Raw genomic sequence first — 22,935 nt, 5'->3', positions numbered from 1 at the left:
CTCCGCGCGCGCCCGTGCGGAGCGTCCGCCCTGCCCGCCCGCTCGCGTCGCGCCCCGATCCGTGCGACGCGTGACCGCCGGCGGACCATAATGAAAAGGACAAGAATATGTGGATGCGTCATGTCGTAAAGAAGAACGAGCGCGCGCTGCTGTTGAGCGAGGGCGATTTCGTGAAAGTACTCGAACCGGGCGTGTTCCGGGCCTTCGATCCGTTCAAGCGTTTGTCGGTGCAGACCGCGCGTCTCGACGCGCCGCTCGCCGACGACGCACTCGCCGATTACCTGCGTCACGACGCGCAGGACGTGCTCGCGCGCTATTTCGTCGCGATGGATCTCGCGGACGACGAAGCGGGCCTGCGCTACGAGAACGACGTGCTCGTCGAGATCCTCGCGCCCGGTACGCGCCGGCTGTACTGGCGCGGGCTGATCGAGCACCGCTTCGAGCGAATCGATCTCGCGCAGGGCGGCGCGCTGCCGGCCGGGCTGACGAAGCGGCTCGCGCAGACGACGCTGCGGGCACGCGGCGTCGCGGGGCTCACCGGCGTGCTGCTCGCGCAGGTGCCGGCCTACCATGTCGGTGTGCTGAAGATCGACGGCAGGATCGAACAGTTGCTGGAGGCCGGCCTCGCCGCGTTCTGGCGTTTCAACCGCGACGTGACGGTCGAGCTCGTCGACCTGCGGCTGCAGGCGCTCGAAGTCGGCGGGCAGGAGATCCTGACGCGCGACAAGGTCGCGCTGCGGCTGAACCTGTCGGCGACGTGGTGCTATGCGGACGTGCTGCGCGCATACGGCCAGCTGCAGAAGCCGGTCGAGCACCTGTACCGCGAGCTGCAGTTCGCGCTGCGCGCCGCCGTCGGCACGCGCACGCTGGACGAGCTGCTCGAGGACAAGCAGATGCTCGACGAGGTCGTGATCGCGCAGGTGCGTGCGCGCCTGGCCGAGTCGGGCGTCGACGTACGCAGTGTCGGCGTGAAGGATATCGTGCTGCCGGGCGACATGAAGACGATCCTCGCGCAGGTCGTCGAGGCCGAGAAGGCCGCGCAGGCGAACGTGATCCGCCGCCGCGAGGAAACCGCGGCGACCCGTTCGCTGCTGAACACCGCAAAGGTGATGGAAGAGAATCCGACCGCGCTGCGGCTGAAGGAGCTCGAAACGCTCGAGCGCGTCGCGGAACGGATCGACCGCATCTCGGTGTTCGGCGGTCTCGACCAGGTGCTGAACGGACTCGTCAGCATCAAGGCCGCGCAATGAACGCGGCGGCGCGGCGCACGGGCGCCGCGCCAACCATAACGAAAGCAGGTGAAGCAATGAGTGAACTGGATTATCAAGTGATGGAACTGGCGCACGGCAAGCCGGTGAAGATGTGGACCCAGGGCGTCGCCGTCGAAGAGGATGCACGCGCGCAGCTGCGCAACACCGCGCAGATGCCATTCATCTTCCGGCACGTCGCGGTGATGCCGGACGTGCACCTCGGCAAGGGCTCGACGATCGGCAGCGTGATTCCGACGAAGGGCGCGATCATTCCGGCGGCGGTCGGCGTCGACATCGGCTGCGGGATGATGGCCACGCGCACGACGCTGACGGCGTCGGACCTGCCGGACTCGCTCGCGGGGCTGCGCAGCGCGATCGAACGCGCGGTGCCGCACGGCCGCGTGCCGGGCCGGCGCGATCCGGGCGCGTGGGGCAACCGCGCGCCGCAGCAGGTCGACGAGATGTGGAAGTCGCTGCTGCCGGGGTTCCAGCGGATCGTCGACAAGTATCCGAAGCTGGAGAAGACGAACCACTACGTGCACCTCGGCACGCTCGGCACCGGCAACCACTTCATCGAAGTGTGTGTCGACGAGAACGACGCCGTGTGGTTCATGCTGCACAGCGGTTCGCGCGGCGTCGGCAACGCGATCGGCAGCCTGTTCATCGAACTCGCGCAGTCCGACATGCGGCAGCACATCGCGAACCTGCCGGATCGCAACCTCGCGTATTTCAGCGAGGGCAGCCGGCATTTCGACGACTACGTGGCGGCGGTCGGCTGGGCGCAGGACTACGCGCGCCGCAACCGGCTGGTGATGATGGATGCGGTGATCCAGGCGGCGCGCAACGCGATCGGCAAGCCGTTCGACGTCGACGAGCACGCGGTGAACTGCCACCACAACTACGTGCAGAAGGAACGCCACTTCGGCGAGGACGTGCTCGTGACCCGCAAGGGCGCGGTGTCCGCGCAGAAGGGGCAGCTCGGGATCATTCCGGGCTCGATGGGCGCGAAGAGCTTCATCGTGCGCGGGCTCGGCAATCCGGAGAGCTTCTGCTCGTGCAGCCACGGCGCGGGACGCGCGATGAGCCGGACCGAGGCGAAGCGCCGCTTTACGGTCGACGACCAGGTGAAGGCGACGCAAGGCGTCGAATGCCGGAAGGACGCGGGTGTCGTCGACGAAATCCCGATGGCCTACAAGGACATCGACGCGGTGATGGCGGCCCAGCGCAGCCTCGTCGAAGTGGTGCACACGCTGCGTCAGGTGGTGTGCGTGAAGGGTTAGCGCGGGGTTGGCACGGGGTTGGCACGCGTGTGCGTGCGATCCTGCTCACTCGTCCACGACCGAAATCGAAAACCCGTCCCACCCCTTCGAACCGACGGTCTGCACAGCCGTCGTCGTGACGCGCGGTTCCGCCGCGATGAACCTGAACCCGTCGCGCACGCCGACGACATCCGGATCATGGTTGTCCGGATCCGCCACCCCGCCCCGCCGCACGACGTTGTCGACGACGATCACCGTGCCCGGCCGCGACAGCTTCAGGGCCGCGTCCAGGTAAGCCGGATTGTTCTCCTTGTCCGCATCGATGAAGATGAAGTCGAACGGCTCCGCGCCCTCCTCGATCAGCTGCGCGAGGCTGTCCTTCGCGTTGCCGACGACGACGGACACAGCATCCGCAAACCCGGCCCGCGCGATGTTCTGCGTCGCGACCTTCGCATGCTCGGGGCTCAGTTCCAGCGTCACCAGCCGGCCGCCCGGCGGCAACGCGCGCGCAAGCCAGATCGTGCTGTAGCCGCCGAGCGTGCCGACTTCGAGAATGCGGCGCGCGCCGCGAATCGTCGCGAGCAGCTGCAACAGCTTGCCCTGGTTCGGCGCGACGTTGATCGCCCGCATGCCCGCCGCGTCGCTCGCCGCGAGCGCCGCATCGAGCGCGTCATCGGACGGCACGAGCGCCCCGGTCAGATATTCGTCCACTTGCGTCCATTGTTGCAGATCCATGTCGCCCTCGTCGTCCGTGGAAAATCGCATTCTATGCCCGCAGGTGACCACAAGCGCCCATAAGCAACCAACCAATCAGTCTAAAGTCTTCGCGCCGCTATCTCTATAATCGCCGGACGGCCGTACCCCGAGATCATCACAACAACACACGGAGCACAGCATGACCGACCGCGCTGATTCAAACTGGCGTCTCGAAACCCTCGCCGTCCATGGCGGCTATCGTCCCGACCCGACGACGCGCGCAGTCGCGGTACCGATCTACCAGACGGTCGCCTATGCGTTCGACGACACGCAGCATGGCGCCGACCTGTTCGACCTGAAGGTGCAGGGCAACATCTACACGCGGATCATGAACCCGACGACCGACGTGCTCGAGCAGCGGATTGCCGCGCTCGAGGGCGGCATTGGCGCACTCGCGCTCGCGTCGGGCCAGTCGGCCGTCACCTATGCGATCCAGACGATCGCCGAAGCCGGCGACAACATCATCTCGGCGAGCACGCTGTACGGCGGCACCTACAACCTGTTCGCGCACACGCTGCCGCAATACGGGATCACGACGCGCTTCGCCGATCCGCGCGACCCCGCGTCGTTCGAGCCGCTGATCGACGCGCGCACGAAGGCGATCTTCGCGGAATCGGTCGGCAATCCGCTCGGCAACATCACCGACATCGCGGCGCTCGCCGACGTCGCGCATCGTCACGGGATTCCGCTGATCGTCGACAACACGGTGCCGTCGCCGTACCTGCTGCGGCCGTTCGAGCACGGTGCCGACATCGTCGTGCATTCGCTGACGAAATATCTCGGCGGGCACGGCACGAGCCTCGGCGGCGCGATCGTCGATTCGGGCAAGTTTCCGTGGGCCGAGCACGCAGACCGCTTCAAGCGGCTCAACGAGCCGGACGTCAGCTATCACGGCGTCGTCTACACGGAAGCGTTCGGCGCGGCCGCGTACATCGGCCGCGCGCGCGTGGTGCCGCTGCGCAACATGGGCGCGGCGATCTCGCCGTTCAACGCGTTCCAGATCCTGCAGGGCATCGAGACGCTCGCGCTGCGCGTCGAGCGCATCAGCGACAACGCGCTGAAGATCGCGCAGCATCTCGCGCGCCATGAAAAGGTCGAATGGGTAAATTACGCGGGGCTGCCCGATCATCCGGACCATGCGCTCGTCAAGCGCTATCTGTCCGGCCGCGCGCCGGGGCTCCTGACGTTCGGCGTACGCGGCGGGCTTGCCGGCGGCGCGAAGTTCCAGGACGCGCTGAAGCTGTTCACGCGGCTCGTCAACATCGGCGACACGAAGTCGCTCGCGACGCATCCGGCGTCGACCACGCATCGCCAGCTGTCGCCGGCGGAACTCGCGAAGGCCGGCGTGAAGGAAGAAACGGTGCGGCTGTCGATCGGGATCGAACATATCGACGACCTGATCGCCGATCTCGAGCAGGCGCTCGCGCAGGTTTGATGCGGGGGCGGCGCCGGTGGCAGGCGACAGATCAATCGTCGCTCACCATCGGCACCGCCGGATCAGCCGCCCGCTTCCGTAGCGACCCGTCGTCGATCGCGACGTCGGTATCGATCAGCGTGCGCACCGCGCGTCGTCGGACGCGCCCGTGCGACACGGCACGTTGCTCACGCCCGCGCCCGCCGTGCATACCGACGGCGCTCCAGCCAGTCGAGCAACTGCCGGCCACCGGCCGCGCCGAACCAGCGCGCATGCCCGACCAGGTAGCCGTCGTAGGCGACGTCGACATTCTCGGGCGAACCGACGATCCCGTCGAAATAAGCGACCTCGGACAACGCGAACTCCGTATGCACGATCGGCAGCAGCGCGATCAATGCCGCATACGCATCGCCGTCCAGCGGTTCGAGCGACTCGTAGCCGTCGAGCAACGCGGCGATCTGATCGTACTCGATGCGGCGCGCATCGGCCGGCGCCATCCAGTCGATCGCATTGCGCTCGATCGCGAGCGCAAGGTCCATCACCGCACAGGTGCGGTCCGACAGACCGAAGTCGAGCACGGTCTGAACCTGCGCGCCGGGCCCGGCGTCGGTCCACAGCAGGTTCGACGCATGCCAGTCGCCATGCGTCCACAGCGGCGGCAACGCAGGCAGCAGCGGCGCGAGGCGCGCATGGTACGGGCCGATCGCGTCCGCGACGTCATCGCGCCAGTCACGCGTCGCGAGCGCGCGCACGAGCCGCGGTTGCGCGTCGACCCAACGTTCGAGCGCACCGGCCAGATCGTCCGACGACAGCACCCTGAAACTCGACAGCAGCAGCCGCACGGGCCGCGCCGGCGCATCGAAGCCCGCCGACGCGCGATGCAGGCAGGCCAGCGCGCGGCCGGCCGCATGCGCATGCGACGCATGCGTGAACGGCTTCCACGACATCACGCCGCGATACGCGTCGACGCCCGGCGCGACCGCATGCACTTCGTAGGTCCAGTCGCCGCGCGTGACGGCGGTCACGCCGTCGCGATCGACGAGCACGTCGGGCACCGGGCAGCCGCGCTCGCGCAGATGCGTGATGAAGCGATGCTCTTCCGCGAGGCCCGCGACGTCGCGGATGCTGACGTGATGGCGCTTCACGAACAGCGCGCGGTCATGCGCGGTGCGCACCAGCACGGCCGCCGAGAACGGCCGCGGGCTGTGCCATGCGAGCTGCGCGGGCGGCCCTGCGCCGTCAATGTCCGCGAGCACCGCCGCGACTTCGTCACGCGTCATCAGCGGCCAGTCGCGTTCCGCCTGCTCGCCGTCGACGCCGAACTGCGGCGGCGCGACGTCGTGCAGGCCGACGTCGTCATCAGGCGCTTGCGCGGCCGGCTCGAGGGGAAACGACATGAACGCTCCTTCTGCTGAAACAACTCAGAGCCCGGCTTCGCGCGACGCAAGCGAGGGCACGCGCAGCGCATCGGCCGTCCTGCGCCAGTCGCGCCAGCCGACGACGGCCAGCCCGATGAACAGCGCATAGAGGCCGGCGGTCAGGTACAACTCCTTGATCACGAACATCCCGACATACACGACGTTGACGACGATCCACAGCCCCCACGACGCGATGTAGCGCCGCGCGGTCCAGTATTGTGCGACGAGGCTGAACGCGGTCAGCGACGCGTCGACGAACGGCAGCGCCGCATCGGTCCAGCGCGCCATCATCCCGCCGAGCAGCGCGCTGCCGACCACCGCCGCGATCAGGTCGGGCACCACCATCGCCGGCTTGAGCCCGGTGACCGGCACGACCGCGCCGTGCGATGCGTCGCCGCGTTCCGCATCGTGCGTGCGCTGCGCGAGCCAGCGACGCCAGCCGTACACCTGCAGCACCGCGAACGCGCCCTGCAGCAGCATGTCGGAATACAGCTTCGCGTCGAAGAAGATCCAGCCGTACAGCGCGACCGACGCGAGCCCGACGGGCCAGCAGAGCATGCGTCGCTTCGCGGTCAGCCAGATCGCGAGCGCGCTGACGATCACGCCGGCGATTTCAAGTGCGGACATCGTTCTCTCCAATATAGTCGGCCGGACGGCGCGTCTCCACCCGCGGCCATCCGGCGATCACGGATGAAGGATCCCTGTCAGAAATCATAAGTCAGCGACACGCGCGCAGTGCGCGGCGCGCCCGGGAACAGGTACGCGTCGCCTTGCTGCTCGCCCGCATCGCGCCAGTAGAACTTGTTGAACAGGTTGTCGACCGACACGCGCAGCACCGTGCGGTGCCCGCCGATCTTCGTCGCATAGCGCGCGCCGAGATTGAACACGAACCAGGCCGGCACGCGCGCGGTGCCCTCCTCGTTCGCATTACGGCTCGCACTGTAGTCGACGCCGCCGAGCAGGTCGAGCCCCGCGACGCCCGGCACCGCATAGTCCGCATACAGCGACGCGCGCAGCGCGGGCACGTTGATGATCTGGTGCCCCTCATATGCAGGCGACCCCGAATCGTACGCGCGCGCGCGAATCGCCGCGACCGTCGCGGTCAGCGACAGCCGCTGCGTGACCCGCCCAGCCGCGCCGAGCTCGATGCCCTGGTGCCGCTGCGTGCCGCGCTGCACGAACGTGTAGCTCGTGCCGGACGCGTCCGGTTGCGCAAACTGGAACGGCTTGCTGATCGAGAACACCGCGGCCGTGACGCTCAGCCGGTCGAGCCAGTCGTACTTCGCGCCGACTTCAACCTGATGCGATTCGACCGGCGGCAGGAACGCATACGCGTTCGTCGCGCGCACCGGCGCCTGGTCGCCGAGCGACAGCGCCTTGCTGTACGACGCATAGAGCGACAGCACATTCACCGGCTTGTAGACCAGCGCGACCTGCGGCAGGAACACCGACTTGTCGGTGCGGGTCTGCGGGCCGTCGAGACTGTCCCAGCTCCGCTGGCGCAGCAGCACCTCCTTGCCGCCCGCGAGCACCTGCCAATGATCGCCGAAGCTGATCCGGTCGACGCCGAACACCGAGTATTGCCACGCGTCGAGCCGCGGGTACGACGGCCCCGGCTGGTTCGGCGATGGCGCGAACGTCTGGTCCGGGCCGTAGATGTTCTCGCTGCCGACGTAGTCGTACACGGCATCGGCCATGTGCACGACACGCCGCTGCACGCTCGTGCCGAACGTCAACTCGTGCCGCACGGGCCCCGTCGCGAACTTGCCGGTCGCCACCGCACGCACGTCGTCGTTGCGCCGGTATTCGCCGGGGCTACGGAAGTCGTACACGTCGAAGTCGCCGTTCGCGCCGAAGAAGAACGGCGACGTCGCGCCGGCCGTGCAGCTCGGCGCATACGAGCAGCCGTACGGGAACGCGCTGTTGTCGTCGATCATCGTACGGCTGCGGCCGGCGGCGATGTAGGCCTTCCAGTCGTCGTTGAACTGGTAGTCGAAGCGCGCGTTGAGGTTCAGCGCGTCGGTCGTCACGGGCTTCGCCCACGGCTGCGTGCCGAGCGCCTTCGACGTCGTCTTTACGGACGGCACGACGGTGCCGCCGAGCAGCTGGTATCCCGGCCCGGAACGCTGGATCCACTGCTGGAATTCCGCATTGAGCTGCAGGCTCGCGCGCGGGCTGATGTCCCAGTCGGCGGCGATCGAACCGAACGTGCGGCGGCCATTCGTCCCGTCGATGTACGAATGCATGTTCTCCTTCGCCGCATTGATCCGGAGGCCGAACTGGTTGTCGGGGCCAAAGCGTCGGCCGAGATCGACCGCCGCCGACGTCGAGCCGCGGCTGTCGACGCCCGCCGTCACGCTCGCGACGTTCGCGGAGCGCTTGGTGACGAAGTTGATCACGCCGCCCGGCGCGACGACGCCGCTGTCGATCCCCGCGAGCCCCTTCAGGATCTCGACGCGCTCCTTGTTCTCGAGCGGCACGTTCTGTTCGCCGGACACGGTCAGCCCGTCGATCCGGATCGCGCTCGCGAGATCGACCGGGAAGCCGCGGATCGAGAAGCCTTCGAAATAGCCGACCGGCGCGTATGCGTTGCTGACCGACGCGTCGTTCTTCACGACGTCGCTGAGCCGCTTCGCCTGCTGGTCGTCGAGTTGCGCGCGGGTCACGACGCTGATCGACGCGGGCGTGTCCTGCAACGGCGCGTCGTCGAAGCCGGCGACCGACGCGGAGCGCGCGCGCAATGCATTGCCGCGCATGCCGCTCACGGTAATCGCCTGCAACGTGCTGTCGCCGGACGCCGATGCGGCATCCGGCGACGCGCCTGGCGCATCGGCCGGTGCCGCGCTCGCTTGCGCGGCGAAAAGCGTGATGCCGAGGCCGACGCCAACGCGGACGCCGACACGGACATACGCGCGCCGCCACCGTAAGGGCGACGCAGTTCTTGTTTTCACAGTCATCTTGATGGATCTGAAACGCGCGGCCGGGCTCCGCGCCCGGGCCTGCAACGCAGGGCGGCGCGCATTTTACCGCGCGGCGGCAAACCGGCAGTGGAAATGGGGGGATCGGGGAAACCGGAGAAATGGAACGATTGGATCATGCGACCGCGCGACGCTGCGCATCGCGCCGGTCCGATCGACAGCGCCGGGGGCTGAATCCGTTCCGGCCCCGAACGCGATCCCGGCGGCGGCACCCGCGCCGCCGCCTTCAAGGTCCGCTCACGCGGTATCGACGGCTTTGAGCCTCAGCGTGTCGATCATCTGCTCGCGCATCACGAACTTCTGCACTTTGCCGGTGACCGTCATCGGCAGCTCGTCGACGAAGCGGATGTAGCGCGGGATCTTGTAGTGCGCAATCTGCCCCTGGCAAAACGCGCGCACGTCGTCGTCGGTCATCTGTTCGCCCGCGCGCAGCACGACCCACGCGCACACTTCCTCGCCGTATTTCGGGTCCGGCACGCCGAACACCTGCACCGATTGCACCTTCGGGTGGCGAAACAGGAACTCCTCGATCTCGCGCGGATAGATGTTCTCGCCACCGCGGATCACCATGTCCTTCAGCCGGCCGACGATGTTGCAATAGCCGTCCGCATCGAGCGTCGCGAGATCGCCCGTGTGCATCCAGCCGTCGACGATCGCATCGCGCGTCTTCGCGTCGTCGTCCCAGTAGCCGCACATCACCGAATAGCCTTTCGTGCACAGCTCACCCGTCGCTCCGACCGGCACGATGTTGCCATCCGGATCGACGATCTTCACGTCGAGATGCGGCTGGATGCGGCCGACCGTCGTCGTGCGCTTCTCGAGCGGATCGTCGGTCGAACTCTGGAACGACACAGGGCTCGTCTCCGTCATCCCGTACGCGATCGTGATCGCCGACAGATGCATCTGCGACACGACACGCTTCATCGTCTCGATCGGGCAAGGCGAGCCGGCCATGATGCCCGTGCGCAGCGTCGACAGGTCATAGTTCGCGAAGTCCGGATGATCGAGCTCCGCGATGAACATCGTCGGCACGCCATGCAGCGCGGTGCAGCGTTCTTCGGCGACCGCCGCGAGCGTCGCGACCGGATCGAATGCCTCGCCGGGAAACACCATCGCGGCGCCCGTCGACACACACGCGAGCACGGCGAGCACCATCCCGAAGCAGTGATACAGCGGCACCGGAATGCACAGCGCGTCCTGCTCGCTGAAGCGCATCGCCATCGCGATGAAGCGCGCGTTGTTGACGACGTTGCGATGCGTGAGCGTCGCGCCCTTCGGGCTGCCGGTCGTGCCGCTCGTGAACTGGATGTTGATCGGCTCGTCCGCGTGCAGCGTGTGCGTGACCGCGTCGAGCGCTGCGGTGTCGAGCACGCGGCGGCCGTTCGCGACGACGTCCGGATAGCGCAGCATGCCCGGTGTGTCGCCGTCGCCCATCCGGATCACGATCCGCAGGTGCGGCAGCCGCGCCGCGTGCAGCTCGCCGGGCGCGCAATGCGCGAGTTCCGGCGCGAGCGCCTGCAGCATCTCGACATAGCCGGACGACTTGAAGCGCTCGGCGGCGATCACGGCCTTGCAGCCGACCTTGTTCAGCGCGTATTCGAGTTCCGCGAGCCGGTACGCGGGATTGATGTTGACGAGAATCGCGCCGATGCGCGCGGTCGCGAACTGGGTCAGCAGCCATTCGACACGGTTCGGCGACCAGATGCCGACGCGATCGCCGTTGACGATCCCGAGCGCGGCGAGACCGGCTGCGAGCACGTCGACTTCGTGCACGAACGTGCGCCAGTCCCAGCGCACGCGCTGCTCGCGGAATACGACGGCCGGGCGGTCCGGAAAGCGCTGCGCGGTATCGCGCAGCAGCGCCGCGACAGTCGCGCCGGATAGCGGCACGTCGGTGCGGCCCTGCACGATCGACAGGCCGTCGCGCGGGATGAAGCACGCCGGGGCACCCGGCATGACGGTGGTCATGAAATGTCTCCTGGTCGTTTCGGTCGGCCCGCGACACGAACCGATATCCATCGAACTGATTGCATCGCCGTCGAGCCGCGAACTACCGCGTGCTCGCAGGCATGCGATGCAAAAGGGCGCGGCGGCACACGTATGAACGATGCGCGTCCGCGCGTCGACCTGCAACGTGCCCAACGACAACGCACCGTTCAGCCGCGCAAGACCTGCGCGTCAGTCGACGCATGTGCGCGCTGCCGCCAGCTTCCTGCATCATCGCTGCGTCACTTGCTCTTGCGAACGGCGTCCGCCGTTCCCTGAATGAACGCCTGGATCCTGGTCACGTCGGCCTGCGTCAGCTTGCCGGTGAAATCCGGCATCCCGCGCTCGAAGAACGGCCCGTTGAACACGATTTTGTCGAGATTCTCGATCATCCCCGAGCCGACATACGCGAGGTTCGGAATCGCGCCACCCTTGTCGACGCCGGGCACGCCGTGACAGAACACGCAGTTGTTGACATAGAGTTGCATCCCGGGCTTCACGTCCGCTTCCTTGTATTTCACGCCCGACAGCAGGTCCGTCATCGCGTACGGCACGGTTTCGGGCATGGCCGTCTTCGCGCCGAGCGCAAACGTGTAGATCCGGCCAGGCGACCGCTTGTCGCTGCCGCGCAGCATCAGCCCGTATACGCCGCCCCAGCCGACCGCGATCGACACGTATTGCTTGCCGTCGATCGAGTACGTGACCGGCGGCGCGACGACGCCTGTGCCGACCGACGCCTCCCACTTCTTCTCGCCGGTCGTCGCGTCATACGCAACGAGCCGTGCGTCGGCCGTCCCGTGGAACACCAGATCGCCCGCCGTGACGACCGCCCCGCCGTTCCACGGTGACGCATAGTCCTGCCTCCAGGCCTCCTTCTGCCTCACAGGATCCCACGCGATGAAGCGGCCCCACGCGCTGCCCTTCGGCTGTGCGGCGTTGATCTGTTCACCTGTATTCCACCCTGTCCCGGACATCGGCTCGTTGTTGTTCTTCGAGTCGCGCTCCCAGTTCAGGTTATCGGACAGCGTCGCCGGCACGTTCTGCACCGGCATGTAGACGAGGCCGGTCTTCGGGCTATACGCCATTTCCTGCCAGTTGCGCGCGCCGAACGGGCTCGGCACCACCTCGATCGGATCGGTGCTCGGTTGCGCCATCGGGGTCTTGATCGGATGTCCTTGCGCGTCGTATCCGGTCGCCCAGTTCACGTCGACGTAGTTCTTCGCCGAGATGAACTTGCCGTTGGTCCGGTCGACCACGAAGAAGAAGCCGTTCTTCGGGGCCTGCATGATCACCTTGCGCGGCTTGCCATCGATGTTCAGATCGGCCAGGACGAGGCTCGCAGTTGCGTCGTAGTCCGAATTCTCGCCCGGCGTTTCCTGATAGTGCCAGACGTATTTGCCGGTATCGGGGTTCAACGCAACGATCGAATCGAGGAACAGGTTGTTCCCGAGCTTCGGATCCCGCATCCTGGCACTCCACGGGCTGCCATTGCCGACGCCGAGATACAGCAGGTTCAGATCCGGGTCGTAGCTCATCGCATTCCAGACGTTGCCGCCGTTCGCCGATCCCATCTTCGGATCCCAGGTTCTCGCCGCCATCTTCATCGACGCGTCCTCGAACGGCTTCGACGGATCGCCCGGCACCGCATACCAGCGCCAGGCCCGCTTGCCGGAGTCGACGTCGTAGGCCGTGACGAACCCGCGCCCGCCGTATTCGCCGCCGCCGTTGCCGATGATGACCTTGCCCTTCACGACGATCGGCGCGCCCGTGATCGTATAGGTGCCGCGCTGTCCCTTGATCGTATCCTGCGACCAGAGTGCCTTGCCCGTCTTCGCGTCGAGCGCGATCAGCCGGCCGTCGAACGCGCCGACGAACACCTTGCCACGATACAGCGCGACGCCGCGGTTAACGACGTCGCAGCAGCCGCGAACGCCGTAGCGACGCGACACTTTCGGATCGTACGTCCACAGCGACTTGCCGGTCCGGGCGTCGACCGCGTGGACAACGCTCCACGGCGCCGTCACGTACATCACGCCGTCGACGACAAGCGGCGTCGCCTCCACGCCGCGGGTCGAATCCAGCTCGTATGACCATGCGAGCCCGAGATCGGCAACGTTCGACGTGTTGATCTGGTCGAGCTTGCTGAAGCGCGTGCCGGCGAAATCGAGGCCATGCAGCGGCCATTCGCGCGTGTCCGCCTCGTTTGCGCGTGCCGACGCTTCGTCGACGTTGGCCACGGTTGCGCGCGGCGATTGCGGCGCCGCGCTCGTCGCGGCCATCGCCAGCGACGACAGGAGCGCGAGGGCCAGCGCTGCCGATGTGGCCGCGCGTTGCACCGCCAAGCGACGCGCACGCAGCGACCGGATACCTGCGTTGGCTGCCGATGCCGTTTCACACTCGACGGTACGAATACGGGATGTGTTCAAGTCTTCCTCCAATTTTTTTCAGCGCGCGCGATGCCGCGAGCGAAGCGAACCATTCGTGAACGCGCATGCGCTCAGAACACCTTCAGCAGCCGCAGGTTGAAGCGGTCCGCTTCCTTGGGCCCGTTCTGCACCGAGATGTCCTGCCCATACGTCCCGAGAACCTGCCACGTCGGCGCAGGAAACCATGCGAAGCCCACCGAGAACTTGTTGGTGCTGGTGCGGTTGTCCTGCGATACGCCGTCGATCGTCGTTCGGCCGCCGAAGGATTGCGAAAAGCCGGCGCGCACGTCGAATGTGCTCGTGACGTTGTAGCGCAGCCACGCCTGGCCCTGAAAGAGCGGATCCTGCCTGAGCGTCGAGCCGGCCGGTCCGTAGTTCGTATTGTTGCCGTAGAACGTGACGTCCGCGATGAGGTCGAGCAGCAGATTGCCGACCAGCGGTGTGATGAAGCCGGCCTGAAGCGCGCCCTTCCAGCGGTTCTCCCCGAGATTCAGCGCACGATTGCGGTCATAGCTCCCGGTCGGGACATACAGGAACGGCGTGATGCCGAAGTACGTCTTCTTGTCCGGATTGTTCACGAGCCAGACGGTCGCGGCGAAAATCAGGTCGGCGGTGCCGCCCGAACTGCCGAGCCCTTCGAGATTCCTGCTGCCACGCACATTGCCGAACGGCAGCAGGAACTGCGGGTCGACGGTGAAACCGCCGATGTTCATGAAATGGACGCCACGCAAGATGCCGATGTCCGACGTCAGCTTGCCGCCTGCGACCTGCGTGCCGTTCGACATGATCCGGTTGTCCTCCGCATGCTGGTAGTAGAGCATGCCGAGATTCGTGCCGGCCGGCAACGCGGTGTAGTCGCCGGCATCCACGTCGATGGCCACGGCCGGAAGCGAGGTTGCCGCCAACGCGGCGCAAACGGCGCCCGCGGCGACGCGGCCCCCGACCGTGCGGGGGAAGCATTTCAACTTCATCGTGTCTCCAATATGCTTGTTATCGTCCGCCCGGAGGCGGTACGGATTTCTCGCAAGGCCTGTGTCGTTGTCAGTGCGCGATGCTCAGCACACTCGTCTGCGTGTATTCGGCGAGCCCTTCGGACGTGAACTCCACGCCCAGCCCCGACTCCTTCGCGCCCACGAGCGGAATGTGCGGCCCGAAGTGGAGGTGGTGGTTGACCCACGCGGTGCCGACCTGAAGCTGCTTCGCGACGCCGATCGCCCTCGCCTCGTCACCGGACCACACCGATCCGCCGAGGCCGTATGGCGTCGCGTTCGCGCGCGCAAGCGCATCGTCGACACGCTCGTACCGGAGAATCGGCAGGATCGGCGAGAACTGCTCTTCGGCGACGAGCGGGTTCGCGTCGTCCAGATCCCGCACGATCGTCGGCAACACGAAATATCCGCCGTCGTCCCACGTGCCGCCGCCGGCGACGATCGTGCCGCCCTCGCGCGCGGCAGCCAGAAAGCGCCTGGCTTTCTCGAACTGCATGGCGTTCTGGAGAGGACCGAGCGTGGTCGACGCCTCCATGCCGTTCCCGACGACTGCATTGCGCGCGTGTTCCGCGATCGCTTCGCAAAGCCGGTCGTAAAGTGCCGCAGGCGCGTAGACGCGCTTCAGCGCCAGGCACACCTGTCCGCAGTTGTAAAATGCGCTCGCGAACAGCTTCGCCGCCGTCGCTTCGACATCCACATCGTCCAGCACGATCGCGGCGTCGTTGCCGCCGAGTTCCAGCGTGACCCGCTTGAGCTTCGGCCCGGCGCTCTCCATCACCTTCTTGCCGGTCGCAGTCGAACCGGTGAACGAGATCTTCGCGACGTCGGGGTGGGCAGTCAGCACAGGCCCGAGATCGTTCGCGTCGGTCACGACATTGACCACGCCCGCCGGCAGCAGGTCGGCGAGCCCCGCGCCCAACATCAGTGCGGTGATCGGCGTGGTGGGCGCCGGCTTGAGCACGACGGTATTGCCGGTCAGCAGCGCCGGCGCGATCTTGTATGCCGCGATCAGCAGCGGGAAGTTCCATGCAGTGATCGCCGCGACGACGCCAAGCGGCTTGTGATGAACCTCGATCCGGTAGCTCGCATCGTCCTGCACGGTTTCGACCGGCAGTTCGAGCCGCGCCAGGTAGCGCACGAAATGCTCGGCGAGCTGGACCTCCTGACGCGCTTCCGGCAACGGCTTGCCTTGCTCCGACACCAGCGCGCGTGCGAACGCCTCCGCGTCGTCGCGCAGCAGATTGCCGACACGCTCCAGCAATGCACAGCGTTCGACCACGGGCGCCGCCGCCCATCCAGGCTGCGCCCGCTTCGCCGCGGCGACCGCGGCGGCGACCAGTTCGTGGTCGCCGCGTGGAACCGTGGCGAACGCCCGCCCCGTCGCGGGATCGATCACGTCGAGGTGCCGGTCGGCGTCCACCAGTTGTCCGTCGATCAACAGTCTTGCGTCTTGACTCATACCCTGTCTCCGTTTGTCAGGCGTGGCGGTTCAACGCGTGCGCGACAGTGATCTGCCAACGCGTCCGCCATCGCGCAGCACGTCTTCGCAAAAAGAGTGCCACCCCGTTGTTCCGTTGTGCCGAGCGCCGCCGCTGCTATAGAATCCGCGGAGAACTACGACGAGATATCGAGACAGACATACGCAGACGCCACTCCGGACGTGCGTGTCGCTGCCGAAGACTGAGTCAGTCGCGCCGGTACGCTGACTCAAAATGAGACACCTGGAGGAGGCAATCATCGTGCGAGCCGACGTTGCACTGGATGAGCGGATCACCGCTGTTCGCGAGCATTTCTTCGAAACGGGAGTCGTTGGCGACGAAACGATCTCGCCCTATCTCGTGCGCTCGTGGCAACGCTCGCGCAGCCACGGGATGTCCACGTCCGACCGCCGCCTGCAGGACGCCGTCCACGCGGTGTCACCCCGCCAACTCGAAGAAGCGAATGTCGATCTGGTCAGGTATGCGCTGCCGGAAATCGAGCAACTCCGTCACACGTTCGCCGGCGATCGCTGGATCATCGCGTGCCTGAACGCAGAAGGCGTCGTCGTCAATACGGTCGGTGGCGAGCATGCATCGATGCAGGCGCTCGCGCGCGTGCTGCGCCCGGGCTGCGATCTGAGCGAACAACGTGTCGGCACGAACGGGCCGGGCTGCGCGCTTACCGAAAGACGCCCGATGCTTGTACGCGGCCGCGAGCACTTCCTCGACGAAGCGGGCCGGTTCGCCTGTGCCGCCGTGCCGCTGATCGATCCGTTCGGCGCGCTGGTCGGCGCGCTCGACGTGAGCTACAACCACACGCCGTCGCAAGCCGATCCGCTCGCGTTGCTCGCGAGCGCCGCACGCGCAATCGAAAACCAGATGCTCGACCACCTGCCCGACAGCGTCGTCATCCGGTTCCACTACCGGCCCGACATGATCGACACGCCCTATGCCGCGCTACTCGCGGTGTCGAGCGACGGGCGCATCATCGGCGCGAACCGGTGCGCGCGTTCGACCCTCGGACTCGGCGATGGCCGCCTCGGCGACCTGCCCTTGTCGTCGGTCCTCGACGTGCCGTTGGCGCGTCTGCTGTCGAACCCGATGTCGCCGCCGTCGACGGTTCCCGTGCGGCTGGAGTGCGGGATGCGCGTCTTCGCGCGCGCGAGCGTGCACGGGCGCACGAACGGCCAGCACGCGGCAGTCACGGCGCGCCGCACACCGCTCGCGACGAGCGCCACGGCCGTTTCCCCCGAACGGGACCAGCCGTACCTGAACCACGATACGCGGGTCGAAGAATGCTTCGAGAAGGGGCGACGCGCGCTGTCACGCGACATCCCGGTGATCGTCTATGGCGAAACCGGCACGGGCAAGGAAGTGCTCGTACAGCGCCTGCACGCATCAGGACCGCGAAACGGCGGGCCGCTCGTCGCGATCAACTGCTTTGCGTTACCGGCCAGTCTCATCGAGTCCGAGCTGTTCGGCCATGAATACGGCGCCTTCACGGGTGCCAAGCGCGGCGGAACGGCCGGCAAGATCGAGCAAGCCAACAGCGGCACGCTTTTTCTCGACGAAATCGGCGATCTGCCGCTCGAACTGCAGGGCCGGCTGCTGCGCGTGTTGCAGGAGCGCAAGGTCACACGGCTCGGCGGCCACCGCGAACTGCCGGTCGAGTTCTCGCTGGTCTGCGCGACGCATCAGCCGCTGCGCGAACTCGTCGCGCAGGGAAAATTCCGCGAGGATCTTTATTATCGGCTGACAGGTGTGAGCGTTACGCTGCCGCCGCTGCGCGAACGTTCGGATCTGCTGCAACTGATCGACTGGCTGCTCGCACGCGAGTCCGTCAGCATGCCTGACGGAAGCGGCGCATACAGGCTCGAGCGCATCGCACTGCGCACGCTGCTCACCTACCCGTGGCCCGGCAACATCCGTCAACTGCGCAGCGTGCTGCGCGCCGCGGCCGCGCTGGCGGACGCGGACTGCGAGATCCGCGTCGAACACCTTCCGGCTGAAATGCTCGATCCGGTCAGCACACCGAGGATCACGACCGATCGACCGGCCAGCCACCCCGGAACGCTCGCCGCGCGCGAAGCGGACGCCATCCGTCAGGCGCTCGAATACCACAACGGCAATGTCTCCGCGACAGCACGCTCGCTGGGTATTTCGCGAGCGACGCTACACCGCAAGATCCATGCGCTGTGAAATCGGGTGACGCAGGCTCGCGAGCGCCGCTCAGAACCCCTGCATCGTCGACGTCGGATCCGCGACCAGATGCACGACGCCGTAGATCACCGCGCCGACCAGCGCGGCGAGAATGATCGCGACGAACGGCAGCAGCGTGAAGTTGACGTTCGCGAGATCCGCGGCATGCGACTTGCTGTTGCGCACGCCGAAGAAACTCCACAGGACCAGGCGGATCATGCCGAGCAGTTTCATGGCTTCGCTCCTTTGCTCATTTCGGTTGACGCTATGGTCGATCCGATCGGCATCGGAAAAAAGAAGCAGTTGCGAACGCTTTTCAGGCAGCACTTCGTCGCGCGCCGGGAAGCGCGAAGCCGCTCAGGCCCGGCCGGCGGCGCCCGTCCGCTGCCAAAGCGGCACGCACGCGGCGCAGGCCAGCCATGAGAGCAGCAGCACCGACACCGCCAGAACGGTGCCGCCCGTGCCGAACAGCACGCTCACGCCGGTCGCCACCAGCGCCGCGCTGCCGATCTGGCAGAAGCCGACGAGCCCCGACGCCGTCGCCGCATGACCGTGCTCGCCGGCGATCGCGCCGGACACGGCCAGCGAAAGCGACGATCCGTTCGCCAGGCTGACGAGCGACATCGGCAGGATCACGGCGGCCGCCCCGGTGAGCCCGCATGCCGCGACGACGACGAACGCGACGCCGCCGAGCGCGAAGCACGCGATGCCGGCCGCGACGATCCGGTCGTACGGCCAGCGATCGAGCCAGCGCCGCGCCAGCAGGTTGGCCGCGACGATGCCGGCGGTCAGCGGCACGTAGAGCCAGCCGCTCTGCCGCTCGCTCAGGCCCTGCTGCGCGAACAGGAACGGCGATTGCGTGAGGTACACGAACCACGCGCAATAGATCGCGCAGACGATCAGCGTGTAGCGAAGGAACGCGCGGTCGCGCAGCACCTGCGTGAATCCGGCAAACGGCGACGTGCGAACCCGTGCGCCGCGAGGCAGGGTCTCCGGCAGAAGGAACACCACCATCAGCAACGCCGCGACCGCGAACGCCGCGACGAACACGAAGTCGGCACGCCAGCCGAACGACGCCGCGAGCTGGCCGCCAACCGCGGGCGCCAGCGCCGGCGACAACGACACCAGCGGATAGACCACCGCGTACACCTTCGCCGACGCGCGCTTGTCGCAGGTGTCCGCGATGATCGCGCGACCGATGACGAGGCCCGCCGCCGCGCCGGCCGCTTCCAGCATCCGCCATGCGAGGAAGCTGGCGAAGCCGGCCGCCGACGCGCAGCCGAGCGAGCCCGCGATATAGAGCGCGATGCCGGCCAGCAGCACCGGCTTGCGGCCGTGGCGGTCCGACAGCGGCCCGTACGCAAGCTGCGCGGCAGCCAGCACCAGCAGATAGGCGGAAACGGTCTGCGGCATTTGCCAGTCGGCCACGCCGAACGCGGCCGCCATCGCGGGCATCGCCGGCAGGTAGACGTCGGACGCGATCAGGCCGAACGCGCTGAGCATCGCGACGGTAACGATGAAGGACAAACGTGGGATCGGGTGTGACATTGGGTGTGACATCAGGCGGCTCCACGCACGCCGGCAGTGCCAGCCGTGCGCTTGTTCGAAGAAAGGGAAAGGCGTGATGTTAGGCAGCCGTCCGTCATGTGAAAATGCACGGATTCGCATGCTCATGCTGCAAATTTGCAACCCTGGATACGAACACATGAACTGGGACGACGTACGCATCTTCCTGGCGATCCAGCGCGCCGGCACGCTGCGCGGGGCCGCGCAGCAACTGGACCTCGACCAGACGACCGTCGGGCGGCGGCTCGGCGGCCTGGAGCGCGACCTCGGCAGCCGGCTGTTCCTGCGGACCACCGGCGGCCTCGTGCTGACGGACAGCGGCCGGCAGGTGCTGCAGACGGCCGAGGGAATGGAACGCCTCGCGGTGTCGTTCGAGCGGCGCAGCGAGGGGGCCGACGAACGGATCGCCGGCGACGTGCGCGTGACGACCACCGACGCGCTCGCGGTGGATTTCGTCGTGCCGGCCATCGAGCGCCTGCAGGTCCGCCACCCGGACGTGCGGGTGATCCTGAGCACCACCACGCGCATGCTCGACCTGGCCCGCCGCGAGGCCGACGTCGCCGTGCGCACGCTACGGCCCGAGCAGTCCGAACTGATCGTGCGCCAGCTCGGAAGCTGGGAGGTCGGGCTCTACGCGGCCCGGCGCTATCTTGCTAGGCACGGCGAGCCGCAACCCGGCAGCCGGTTCGCGGGCCATGACATCGCGCTGTACCAGCCGGGCGTCACGCAGCAGCAGGACGATACGCTGGCCGGCGAATCCCGGGCGGACGGACGCGTGGTCGCGGAACTCGATTCCAGCCTGATGCTGGCGACCTTCGTGCGCGCGGGCCTCGCGCTCGGCGAATTGCCGAGCTACGTCGCTCAGCGCGACCCCGAACTGACGCGGATCTGGCCCGGACGACGCAGGGCCAGGCCGTATGAAGCGTGGCTGGTGCTGCACCAGGATCTGGCCCGCACGGCCCGCGTGCGCGTGGTGGTCGACGCGATTGCCGACGCGTTTGCGGTTTGACGCGTGCGGTCTGATGCGCGGTGTCTGACGCGTGCTGGCGATCCTGCGCGGCGGCGCCGTTAGACAGCACCGTTAGACAGCCTCATTAGACAGCCGCGTCAGAGGTCGAGCACGAGCGGCTCGTCCGCGCCGGCAGCGGGCTGCGCGATGCACAGCAATGCGCAGCCCGGCTCGACGGTTGCGTCCGGTGCCTGCATGTAGTCGACCCGGCCCGACAACACCCGCGTCGCGCATGTGCCGCATGCCCCCGAGCGGCATTCGAACGGAGCGTCGATCCCTCGGGCCTCCGCGAGCTCGAGCAGGCTGCCGTCGCCGGGCGTCCACGCGGTGTCGCGCCCCGTGCGGCGGAACGTGATCGTCTTGACCGTCGCGACCGGTGCCGTTTGCGCGCCACGCGCATGCGTGGGCTGACGCGTCACGCTCGACGGCCCGAACGCCTCGAAGCGGATGCGCTCGTCGGCCACGTTGAGCGCGCGCAAGCCTTCGTACAGGTCTCGCATGAATGCGGACGGCCCGCACAGATAGAAGTCGTAGTCGTCGAACGGCAGGATGCGCTTCAGTTGCGCGACATCGACGCGCCCCGGTTGCGCGATCCCGCCCTCGCCCGGCTGGCTGTCGAACCAGTGCAGCGACAAGCGCGCATCGGCGGCGGCCAGTCGAATCAGCTCCGCCGCGAACGGACGGTCGGCCGGGGTACGCGCGCCATGCACGAAATGCACGCGCCGCAACGGGTTGTCGTCGGCCAGCGCGCGGCCCAGCATCGCGATCATCGGCGTGATGCCGATGCCGGCCGAGATCAGCACGGCCGGGCGCGGGCTCGTCGTATCGAACGTGAAATGGCCGCGCGGCGTCTGCGCATCGACGATCGCGCCGGCCTGCGCGTGATCGTGCAACCATGCCGATACGACGCCTTCGCGCTTGACGGTGATCCGGTAGCGCCGCGCGTCGGGCGCCGCGGACAGCGTGTAGCTACGCATGACCGGCGTATCGCGCCCCGCGATCGCGATGCGGATCGGTACGTGTTGCCCGGCTTCGTAAGATGGCAACGCGCGGCCGTCGGCCGCCTCGAAATAGAACGAGCGGATCGCATGCGCTTCGTCGACGACGTCGGTCACGCACAGCGGTCGCCATGTCGGTCGGGAATCCGTTGACGCAGTTGACTCCGTTGACGAAGCCGGTAGCGCATGCGCGCTCCCGCCCTTTGCCAATGCGTCACCTGACGTATCGGACACCGCCACGCCCGCGTCATTCAGCCCATCACGTGCCACCCCGTCCGCGAACTGAGGCGCCCACTCGAGCGCCGACCACCGGAACGGCATGACCGCCGCACTGCGGCGCACCTGCTGCACGCGATACCGCACGACCCGCTGCGCGCCGTCGAACGACGCGACCAGCGGCCCGTCCCAGACGATCTCGGCAAGCGCGGCGACATACAGCAGATCGCCGCGCTCGAAATCGACGAACAGCAGGCCCGCGCGCGGATCGTGCCGGAGATTGCCGAGCGTGTTGAAGAACCGGTTGCCGCTGTAATCCGGCGTCGCCAGTGTCCACGCGTCTTCGACGCGCACGAAGCCCTGCGGCCCGCCGCGATGCGACACGTCGACGCCGCCCGCCGCGCCCGCTTCCGCCGACGTATTCGCGCTCGCGACGAAGAACGTATCCGCGTGCGCGAGCAGCGCGCGATCGTCGGCGCTCAGGCGATCCGACCGTTCGAGCCGCGGCGCACCGGCAGCCGCACGCGGATCGAACACCGGCGTGCGGCCCTGGATGTACTTCGCGCAATTGCCGAAGCTCTGCTCGACAGCGATCGTCAGCGCGTTGCCGTCGACCGCATGCACGACGCCATTCACGCGATTGCGCCGCCGCGTGTCGAACTGGATGCCGAGCCCGCCGAGCGGCGCGCCGGCCCGCCACGCGCCGTCGAGCGGATCGCCCGGCAACGTGTCGCCGGCGATCCGCAACGTGCGCGGATCGGGCGACGACACGAAACCCGGCGCCCCGACCCGCAGCGTCGCCCACGGCTGGCCGCCCGCATCGACGCCACCGAGCACGAAGAACGGCAGTTGCGGATAGAACGTCCGATGCTGGTCGGGCATGAAGCGCCGGATGCCGCGCCGTCCGGCGGCCCCCGCGGCATCGGCGACGCCCGCGCGCCGCTGCACTTCGAGCTCGCCCGCATGGAACGGCGAGTCGTCCAGCTCCCAGCA

General features: G+C 67.4%; 16 protein-coding genes. 5 read left to right on the top strand and 11 right to left on the bottom strand.

What is annotated here, in order from left to right; translation table 11 throughout:
* The first annotated feature begins 107 nt into the window (after positions 1–107).
* Together G3N94_RS29275 and G3N94_RS29270 are read left to right on the top strand one after the other, a co-directional pair.
* On the top strand, positions 108–1,250 hold the full coding sequence (locus G3N94_RS29275; protein ID WP_205796297.1) for a slipin family protein: 1,143 nt from the start codon (positions 108–110) through the stop codon (positions 1,248–1,250).
* A gap of 56 nt (positions 1,251–1,306) precedes the next feature.
* The gene (locus G3N94_RS29270) at positions 1,307–2,530 is read left to right on the top strand and encodes an RtcB family protein (protein WP_277398578.1); all 1,224 of its coding nucleotides are present in this window, start codon (positions 1,307–1,309) and stop codon (positions 2,528–2,530) included.
* A gap of 45 nt (positions 2,531–2,575) precedes the next feature.
* On the opposite strand, the gene G3N94_RS29265 is transcribed toward G3N94_RS29270, so the two are convergent.
* Positions 2,576–3,244 (bottom strand): O-methyltransferase, encoded by a 669-nt coding sequence (locus G3N94_RS29265; protein ID WP_205796295.1) that lies wholly within the window; start codon positions 3,242–3,244, stop codon positions 2,576–2,578.
* 160 nt (positions 3,245–3,404) lie between these two features.
* Between G3N94_RS29265 and G3N94_RS29260 the strand changes: the two genes are divergently transcribed.
* Positions 3,405–4,700 (top strand): aminotransferase class I/II-fold pyridoxal phosphate-dependent enzyme, encoded by a 1,296-nt coding sequence (locus G3N94_RS29260; RefSeq protein ID WP_205796293.1) that lies wholly within the window; start codon positions 3,405–3,407, stop codon positions 4,698–4,700.
* A gap of 167 nt (positions 4,701–4,867) precedes the next feature.
* Here the strand turns inward: G3N94_RS29260 and G3N94_RS29255 are convergent, their stop codons facing one another.
* From G3N94_RS29255 to G3N94_RS29225, 7 genes are all read right to left on the bottom strand, one after another.
* Complete coding sequence (locus G3N94_RS29255) at positions 4,868–6,076, bottom strand: phosphotransferase (RefSeq protein ID WP_205796291.1); 1,209 nt, start codon at positions 6,074–6,076, stop codon at positions 4,868–4,870.
* Positions 6,077–6,100: 24 nt separating this feature from the next.
* Positions 6,101–6,724 carry a nicotinamide riboside transporter PnuC gene (pnuC, locus tag G3N94_RS29250; RefSeq protein WP_205796289.1) on the bottom strand — a complete coding sequence of 208 codons (624 nt, stop codon included), beginning with the start codon at positions 6,722–6,724 and terminating at the stop codon, positions 6,101–6,103.
* Positions 6,725–6,801: 77 nt separating this feature from the next.
* Positions 6,802–9,054 (bottom strand): TonB-dependent siderophore receptor, encoded by a 2,253-nt coding sequence (locus tag G3N94_RS29245; protein ID WP_205796287.1) that lies wholly within the window; start codon positions 9,052–9,054, stop codon positions 6,802–6,804.
* Positions 9,055–9,312: 258 nt separating this feature from the next.
* Positions 9,313–11,043 carry an AMP-binding protein gene (locus G3N94_RS29240; RefSeq protein ID WP_205796285.1) on the bottom strand — a complete coding sequence of 577 codons (1,731 nt, stop codon included), beginning with the start codon at positions 11,041–11,043 and terminating at the stop codon, positions 9,313–9,315.
* 260 nt (positions 11,044–11,303) lie between these two features.
* Positions 11,304–13,397, bottom strand: a complete 2,094-nt coding sequence (locus G3N94_RS29235) for a PQQ-dependent dehydrogenase, methanol/ethanol family (RefSeq protein ID WP_346778742.1) — start codon at positions 13,395–13,397, stop codon at positions 11,304–11,306.
* Positions 13,398–13,558: 161 nt separating this feature from the next.
* Positions 13,559–14,458, bottom strand: a complete 900-nt coding sequence (locus G3N94_RS29230) for a transporter (RefSeq protein ID WP_205796283.1) — start codon at positions 14,456–14,458, stop codon at positions 13,559–13,561.
* Between the two features lie 70 nt (positions 14,459–14,528).
* On the bottom strand, positions 14,529–15,935 hold the full coding sequence (locus G3N94_RS29225) for an aldehyde dehydrogenase family protein (RefSeq protein WP_205796281.1): 1,407 nt from the start codon (positions 15,933–15,935) through the stop codon (positions 14,529–14,531).
* Between the two features lie 280 nt (positions 15,936–16,215).
* Between G3N94_RS29225 and G3N94_RS43290 the strand changes: the two genes are divergently transcribed.
* Positions 16,216–18,153 carry a sigma-54-dependent Fis family transcriptional regulator gene (locus G3N94_RS43290; RefSeq protein ID WP_205796279.1) on the top strand — a complete coding sequence of 646 codons (1,938 nt, stop codon included), beginning with the start codon at positions 16,216–16,218 and terminating at the stop codon, positions 18,151–18,153.
* Positions 18,154–18,183: 30 nt separating this feature from the next.
* On the opposite strand, the gene G3N94_RS29215 is transcribed toward G3N94_RS43290, so the two are convergent.
* Together G3N94_RS29215 and G3N94_RS29210 are read right to left on the bottom strand one after the other, a co-directional pair.
* Entirely contained in the window at positions 18,184–18,387 is a 204-nt protein-coding gene (locus tag G3N94_RS29215; protein WP_205796277.1) for a DUF2970 domain-containing protein, read from the bottom strand.
* A 123-nt stretch (positions 18,388–18,510) separates the two neighbouring features.
* The gene (locus tag G3N94_RS29210) at positions 18,511–19,680 is read right to left on the bottom strand and encodes a Bcr/CflA family efflux MFS transporter (protein WP_241022127.1); all 1,170 of its coding nucleotides are present in this window, start codon (positions 19,678–19,680) and stop codon (positions 18,511–18,513) included.
* 178 nt (positions 19,681–19,858) lie between these two features.
* Here G3N94_RS29210 and G3N94_RS29205 point away from each other — a divergent pair, with 178 nt between their 5' ends.
* Positions 19,859–20,728, top strand: coding sequence for a LysR family transcriptional regulator (locus G3N94_RS29205; protein ID WP_205796275.1), 870 nt, complete (start codon positions 19,859–19,861; stop codon positions 20,726–20,728).
* Between the two features lie 98 nt (positions 20,729–20,826).
* On the opposite strand, the gene G3N94_RS29200 is transcribed toward G3N94_RS29205, so the two are convergent.
* A partial coding sequence (locus tag G3N94_RS29200) for a pyridoxamine 5'-phosphate oxidase family protein (protein ID WP_241022126.1) occupies positions 20,827–22,935 on the bottom strand: 2,109 nt, incomplete at its 5' end.

The organism is Burkholderia sp. Ac-20353 (assembly GCF_017104785.1).
In the GTDB taxonomy this organism is placed as follows: domain Bacteria; phylum Pseudomonadota; class Gammaproteobacteria; order Burkholderiales; family Burkholderiaceae; genus Burkholderia.
This window is presented reverse-complemented; position numbering and strand designations above follow the sequence as displayed.